Source organism: Mesorhizobium sp. LCM 4576 (assembly GCF_001854815.1).
GTDB lineage: Bacteria > Pseudomonadota > Alphaproteobacteria > Rhizobiales > Rhizobiaceae > Mesorhizobium > Mesorhizobium plurifarium.
Map to the genome: position 1 here is coordinate 24,887 of NZ_MDDT01000065.1, position 7,048 is coordinate 31,934.

A 7,048-nucleotide genomic window follows, 5' to 3' on the forward strand; every position below is an offset into this window, starting at 1 on the left:
CAAGGATCGAGCGGCATGAGCGTGATGAWCAAGGAAAGCCCGACCAGCGAAAAAGCGATGATCGAGGAAGCCGAAAAGGCGCTGGCCGACATCTCCAGGGTCCGCGACGCGGTCGGCCGGGTGATCTTCGGCCAGGAAGCCGTCGTCGAGCGCACGCTGGTGGCGCTGCTGGCGGGCGGCCATGCGCTGCTGGTCGGGGTGCCGGGCCTCGCCAAGACCAAGCTGGTCGAGACGTTGGGCATCGTGCTCGGCCTCGATTCGCGACGCWTCCAGTTCACGCCCGACCTGATGCCGTCGGACATCCTCGGCTCCGAGGTGATGGAGCAGGACGAGTTCGGCAAGCGCTCCTTCCGCTTCATTTCCGGGCCGATTTTCRCGCAATTGCTGATGGCGGACGAGATCAACCGCGCGTCGCCGCGCACGCAGTCGGCGCTGCTGCAGGCGATGCAGGAATATCATGTCACCATCGCCGGCGCCCGCTACGACCTGCCTTCGCCCTTCCATGTGCTGGCGACGCAGAACCCGCTGGAGCAAGAAGGCACCTACCCGCTCCCCGAGGCCCAACTCGACCGCTTCCTGATGCAGGTCGACATCCTCTATCCRGAAATCGAGGCGGAACGCCGCATCCTGCTCGAAACCACCGGCGTCGACGAAGCCAAGGCCGACAAGGTGCTGCAGCCGGCGAGATTGAAGGAAATCCAGACGCTGATCCGCCGCATGCCGGTGCCGGAAAGYGTCGTCGAGGCGATCCTCAAGCTGGTTCGCTCGGCGCGGCCCGGCCAGGGCGATGCCGAGACCGACAAACACGTCGCCTGGGGGCCGGGTCCGCGCGCCAGCCAGGCGCTGACCCTGTGCGCCCGCGCCCGCGCCCTATATGATGGCAGGTTGGCGCCTTCGGTCGACGACGTTCGCGCCCTGGCCRAACCGGTGCTGCAGCATCGCATGGCGCTGACTTTCGCCGCCCGCGCCGAAGGCACTTCCGTGCGTGACGTGGTGGCGAAGCTGGCAAAAGGCATCTGATGGGTCGAATAGGCGAGGTCCAGGCACCGGTTGCGACGCGCGACGCGCTCGCCCGTGGCCGGTTGCGGGCTTCATTGGTGCCGGACCTGCTGGTCGAGGCGCGCCGTATCGTCAACACGGTGATCGCCGGCTGGCACGGCCGCCGCAAGCGCGGCATTGGCGAGAATTTCTGGCAGTTCCGGCCCTATGTCGAAGGCGATTCCTCGCGCATAGACTGGCGCCGCTCGGCGAGAGACGACCATACCTATGTGCGTGACCGTGAATGGGAAGCCGCGCACACCGTCTGGCTCTGGGCCGACCCCTCGCCTYCCATGCTCTACAAATCTGCCGCGGCAAGCGTTTCCAAGGAATCGCGCGCGCTGGTGYTGGCGCTCGCCCTGGCCGAGCTTTTGTCGCGCAGCGGCGAGCGCATCGCCTGGCCGGACCTGACYGACCCGTTCACCGCCCGCAACGGCGCCGAGCGCATCGCCGCGCAGCTGAGCCACGCCGCCGCGCTACCCGCCAAACCGGATCTCTCGGCCATCCGCCGCTTCTGCGACATCGTGCTCGTCAGCGATTTCCTCGATCCGGCCGAGGAAACCATGGCCTGGCTCGACGTGCTCGCCCGCCACGGCGTGCGCGCGCATCTGATCGAGGTGGCCGACCCGGCCGAGGAAATCTTCCCCTATGCCGGCCGCACCGAATTCACCGATCCCGAGACCGGCGACAAGCTGACCGCCGGCCGCGCCGAGATGCTGGCCGAGGAATACCGCCTGCTCTACAAGGCCCGCCGCGAGGAACTGGCCGCCTGGTGCAAGCGTCTCGGCTGGAGCTACACGGTCAACCACACCGACCGCCTCGCCTCCGAGGCGCTGGTGCGCGTCCACATGGCGATGACCGTGGAAGGCGGCCATGCAGGGTTGATTGCCAGAGGCAATCATACCGGGTCAATTGCCAATCGAGCCGGAAAGGCGGTCGCATGAGCTGGCTGCCGCTTTCCTTCGGGGCGCCCATGGTGCTGTGGGGCCTTCTGGCGCTGCCGGTGATCTGGTGGCTGCTGCGCCTCACCCCGCCCAGGCCGCAAACGGAGGTTTTCCCGCCGCTGAGAATCCTCGCCCGGGTCCTGCGGCGCGAGGAAACCCCGCAGCAAAGCCCGTGGTGGCTGACRCTGCTTCGGCTGCTGATGGCGGCGCTCGTCGTGATGGCGCTGGCCGAGCCGGTCTTCAATCCGCGCGAAAAACTGCCGGCGGAAGGTGCTGCGCTCGCGCTTGTCATCGACAATGGCTGGGCAAGTGCGGCCGACTGGAACAAGCGCGTCGCCACCGCCGAGCGGCTGATCGCCGACGCCGGTTCGAACGGCGTGCCGGTCGTGATCGCCTTCACCGCCGAGAAGCCCAATGCCGAGATCGGTCCTTTCGACGCCTCGGCCGCGCTCGATCACCTGCGCGCCGCCAAGCCACGGCCGATCCCGACCGACAGGCCCGCCGTCTACGCCCGCGTCGCCGCCGCGTTGGAGCGCCTGCCTGGCGCCAGCGTCGCGGTGCTTGCCGATGGGCTTGCCGCCAAGGGCGACGAGGCCGCTTTCAAGACGCTGCTCGAAAAGAACGCAACCCGGCTGGTCTGGGCCACATCCGATCGGCCTTCCGTGACCGGCCTGATCGGCGCCGACAACCAGGTCGACGGTTTCGCGCTGACCGCCATCCGAGCGCCGGGCAATCCGGCGCCGGCGCAGGTCACCGCGGKTGCCTTCGACGACAAGGGCCGCCGCATCGCCGATGCGACGCTGACCTTCGCGCCGGGCGAAGCCACCGCCACGGGGACGATGGCGGTCCCCTTCGAGCTGCGCAACGATTTCGCTTCGGTCGCGCTCGACGGCGAGCACCAGGCCGGCGCCGTGCGCGTGCTGGACGAGAGCTCGAAACGCCGCCGCGTCGGCCTTCTGTCGCAGGCCGAGGCCGACCAGGCGCAGCCGCTTCTGTCGCCGCTCTACTATATTCGCCGCGCCCTGCAGCCCTTCGCCGACCTGGTCGAGCCGTCGAGCGCCGATCTGGCCGACGCCATTCCGCAGCTTCTCGACCAGAAGCCGGCGATGATCAYCATGGCCGACGTCGGCACCATCCCGGCGCAGGTCAAGCAGCGTCTGGTCGACTGGGTCGACAAGGGCGGCACGCTGGTGCGCTTTGCGGGTCCCCGCCTTGCAGCGGCCGGCAATGACGACGATCTTTTGCCGGTCAGGCTGCGCAGCGGCGAGCGCGCGCTGGGCGGCGCGCTGTCCTGGACCACGCCGCAGGCGGTTACCGAATTTCCGAAGAACGGTCCTTTCGCCGATCTTTCCCCGCCCTTCGAGGTGACGGTGAGCCGGCAGGTTCTGGCCGAGCCGACGCCCGACATCGTCGAGCGCACCTGGGCCACGCTTGCCGACGGCACGCCGTTGGTGACGGGTATGAAGAAGGACAAGGGCACGCTGGTGCTCTTCCATGTCACGCCCGAAGCCACCTGGTCGAACCTGCCGATCTCCGGCAGCTTCGTCGAAATGCTGAGACGCGTTGTGCAACTGTCGCGCAATCAGGGCGCGGCCGTTGCCAACGCCGAGGCCAAGGCCGTGTCGTTGGCGCCTTACCGCATGATCGGCGCCGACGGCATGCTGACGCCACCCTCGCCGGATGCCCGGCCGCTGGTGCCCGGCGCCGGTCCGCTGCCGGTGACCTTGGAAAATCCGCCCGGCCTCTACGGCTCCGAGACGGGCGTCTTCGCGCATAATCTGCTCGACGCGTCGAGCACGTTCGCGCCGCTGGTCCGCCCGCAGGTTTCGCTGCCGGTGACGGCCATCCCCTATGCCTTCGACGAATCGGAGAACCTCAAGGGACCGCTGGTTGCCATCGCGCTCCTGTTGATGGCGCTCGACACCTTGGCCGTGTTCTGGATGGGCGGCCTGCTGGCGCGCCGGCCGCGCCGCGCAGGCACTGCGGCGGCGACCGCCGCGGCCGTCCTGGTCGTGCTGGGCGGGGTCTTCGGCCATGCCGATCTTGTCCGCGCCGACGATTCGAAGCCCGGCGACGCGCAGGCGATCGAGGATATTTCGAAAACCCGCATCGCCTATGTCATCACCGGCGAGCCGGGCGTCGATTCGATCAGCCGCGCCGGCCTCGAGGGTCTCACGCGTTTCCTGATCGAGAAGACCGCGCTCGAGCCCGGACCGCCGGCCGGCGTCGATATCGCCAAGGATGAACTGTCCTTTTTCCCGCTGATCTATTGGCCGATCGATGCGACGGCGCCCATGCCCAGTCAGGCGGCGATTGCCCGCATCGATGCCTATATGCAGCAGGGCGGCACGGTCCTGTTCGACACCCGCGACCAGTTCTCCAACGGCATCGGCGCCGGCTCGGCAAGCCCGGCGACCGAGCGGCTGCGCGACATCCTCGGCAATCTCAACGTGCCGCCGCTGGAGCCGGTGCCGTCGGACCACGTGCTGACCAAATCCTTCTTCATCCTTCCGGAGTTCCCCGGCCGCTTCAACGGCAGCCCGCTCTGGGTCGAGGCCTCGCTCGACGCAAGCAACACCGAGAACCGCCCCGTGCGCACCGGCGATGGCGTCTCGCCGATCATGATCACCGCCAATGATTTCGCCGGCGCCTGGGCGATCGACGAGAACGGCGATCCGATGCTGCCGACCGTGCCGCCGGACCCGATGCAGCGTGTCTACGCGCTGCGCGCCGGGGTCAACATCATGATGTACATGCTGACCGGCAACTACAAATCCGATCAGGTGCATGTGCCCGTGCTGCTCGAACGGCTGGGGCAGTAGGTCATGAACTGGTCGATCTCTTTCGAACCGCTTCTCTCCTGGCCGCTCTTCGGCCTGCTCTTCGTGCCGTTGCTCTTGCTGGCGCTGGTCGGCCTGTGGTTCCGCCAGCGCGGCTCGGCATTGCGCTTCATCGCGCTGCTCGCGCTTGCCGCGGCTTTGCTCAATCCCGTTTTCCTCGCCGAGGAGCGCGAGGCGCTGAAGAGCGTCGTCGCCCTCATCGTCGACCGCAGCCAGAGCCAGGACATCGGCGATCGTGCCAAACAGACCGACGAGGCGCTGGCGGGCCTTCAGCAGCGTCTTGCCCGCTTCAAGCAGTTCGATGTCCGCGTCGTCGAGGCCGGCAAGTCCGAAGCCGCCGACGACCGCACCGAAACCAGGCTGTTCAGCGCGCTGGAGGGGGCCTTCCGCGACGTGCCGCCGTCGCGCATCGGCGGCGCCGTCATGATCACCGACGGCGAGGTGCATGATGCGCCGGCCGGCACGCCGGAGTTCAACGCGCCGCTGCACGCGCTGATCACCGGCAACGAGCATGAGAAGGACCGCCGCATCCGCTTCGAGAACGCGCCGCGCTTCGGTCTCGTCGGCAAGCCGCTCGACATGACCTACCGCGTCATTTCGACGGAAGGCGACGGCGCTCCGGTGGATGTTCGCGTGTCGGTCAATGGCGAGCAGGTCTCGGTCGAGCACGCGACCGTCGGCCAGCCGATGAAGCTCTCGGTCACCATACCCAATGCCGGCCGCAATATCGTCCAGCTCGGCATCGACCGGGAACCCGGCGAACTGACCGACGCCAACAACCGTGCGATTGCCCTGGTCGACGGCATCCGCGAGAACCTGCGCRTGCTTCTGGTTTCCGGCGAGCCGCATGCCGGCGAGCGCACCTGGCGCAACCTTTTGAAATCGGACGCATCGGTCGATCTCGTCCACTTCACCATCCTGCGCCCGCCGGAAAAGCAGGACGGCACGCCGATCAACGAATTGTCGCTGATCGCCTTCCCGACGCGCGAGCTGTTCGTCGAGAAGATCAAGGATTTCGACCTGATCATCTTCGACCGCTACCAGCACCGCGACGTGCTGCCGATCCTCTATTACGACTACATCTCCGAATATGTCGAAAAGGGCGGTGCGCTGCTGATTGCGGCCGGCCCGGAATATGCCGGCGAAAACTCCATTGCCCGCACGCCGCTCAACGCCGCGCTCCCGGCCTTGCCGACCGGCGAGGTGGTGGACAAGGCCTTCTATCCGCGCCTGACCGATCTCGGCCAGCGCCATCCGGTGACGCGCGGGCTCGACGGCTCGGCAAGCGAGCCGCCGCATTGGAGCCGCTGGTTCCGCACCATCGGCGTCAAGAACCCGGAAGGCGAAGTGGTGATGAAGGGCGCCGACAACCGGCCCCTGCTCCTGCTCGACCGCAAGGGCGAAGGCCGTGTCGGCATGCTCCTGTCGGACCAGGGCTGGCTGTGGGCGCGCGGCTTCGAAGGCGGCGGCCCGCATGTCCAGCTCTACCGGCGCATCGCGCACTGGCTGATGAAGGAGCCGGAGCTGGAGGAGGAGCGGCTGACCGCCGACGGCCGCGGCATGGTGCTTGAAATCCGCCGCCAGACGATGAGCGACGATCCGGGTCCCGCCCAAGTGATCACCCCCTCCGGTAAGACCGTAACGGTGAAGCTCGAGAAAGCCGAGCCCGGCATCTTCACCGGCAGCCTGCGGACCAGCGAGATCGGCCTTTATCAGATCGGCAATGGCGACCTCACGGCGCTTGCCCATGTCGGCCCGATCAACGCGCCGGAATTCCAGGACGTGATTTCGACCGAGGACAGGCTGAAGGCGCCGGCCGAGGCGACCGGCGGCAGCGTGCGGCGGCTGGCGCCGTCATCGACGCTCGCCAATCTCGCCGGCGGCGTGGCCCTGCCGTCGATCGTGCCGGTCCGCTCCTCGGCTGCCGCTTCGGGCGACGATTGGATCGGCCTGCGCACGACCGACGACAGCACGCTCAAGGCCGTGTCGCGCGTGCCGCTGTTCGGYGGCTTCCTCGGCCTCGGCCTCTTGCTGCTCGCCATCGGTTCGATGTGGTATCGCGAAGGGCGGTGAGTGCCGCCTTCCCCTTCTCCCCTTGTGCAGGGCTGTCCGGGGAAGGTCGCAGGTGAATCGAAATGCCGCATGTGCATGCCCCGTAAGACGGGGATTTTCCGTCTACCTTCTGGTTGTCGAGACTCAGAAAGGGAACGGGGCATGCGCTATAGG

Annotated in this window: 4 protein-coding genes; all 4 read left to right on the forward strand. The window is 67.6% G+C overall.

The genetic code is table 11. The annotated features are described in order from the left end of the window. The first annotated feature begins 15 nt into the window (after positions 1-15). Genes LCM4576_RS30655 through LCM4576_RS30670 form a run of 4 tightly spaced genes read left to right on the forward strand, consistent with a single transcriptional unit; the run spans position 16 to position 6,895 of the window. Complete coding sequence (locus LCM4576_RS30655; RefSeq protein WP_071036129.1) at positions 16-1,020, forward strand: MoxR family ATPase; 1,005 nt, start codon at positions 16-18, stop codon at positions 1,018-1,020. Then, positions 1,020-1,982: a DUF58 domain-containing protein gene (locus tag LCM4576_RS30660; RefSeq protein ID WP_071036130.1), complete on the forward strand. Its 963-nt coding sequence runs from the start codon at positions 1,020-1,022 to the stop codon at positions 1,980-1,982. Before LCM4576_RS30655 ends, LCM4576_RS30660 begins: the two co-directional genes overlap by 1 nt. After that, positions 1,979-4,804 carry a DUF4159 domain-containing protein gene (locus LCM4576_RS30665; RefSeq protein WP_071036131.1) on the forward strand — a complete coding sequence of 942 codons (2,826 nt, stop codon included), beginning with the start codon at positions 1,979-1,981 and terminating at the stop codon, positions 4,802-4,804. Before LCM4576_RS30660 ends, LCM4576_RS30665 begins: the two co-directional genes overlap by 4 nt. 3 nt (positions 4,805-4,807) lie before the next feature. Next, positions 4,808-6,895: a hypothetical protein gene (locus tag LCM4576_RS30670; protein WP_071036132.1), complete on the forward strand. Its 2,088-nt coding sequence runs from the start codon at positions 4,808-4,810 to the stop codon at positions 6,893-6,895. The last annotated feature ends 153 nt before the right edge of the window (positions 6,896-7,048 follow it).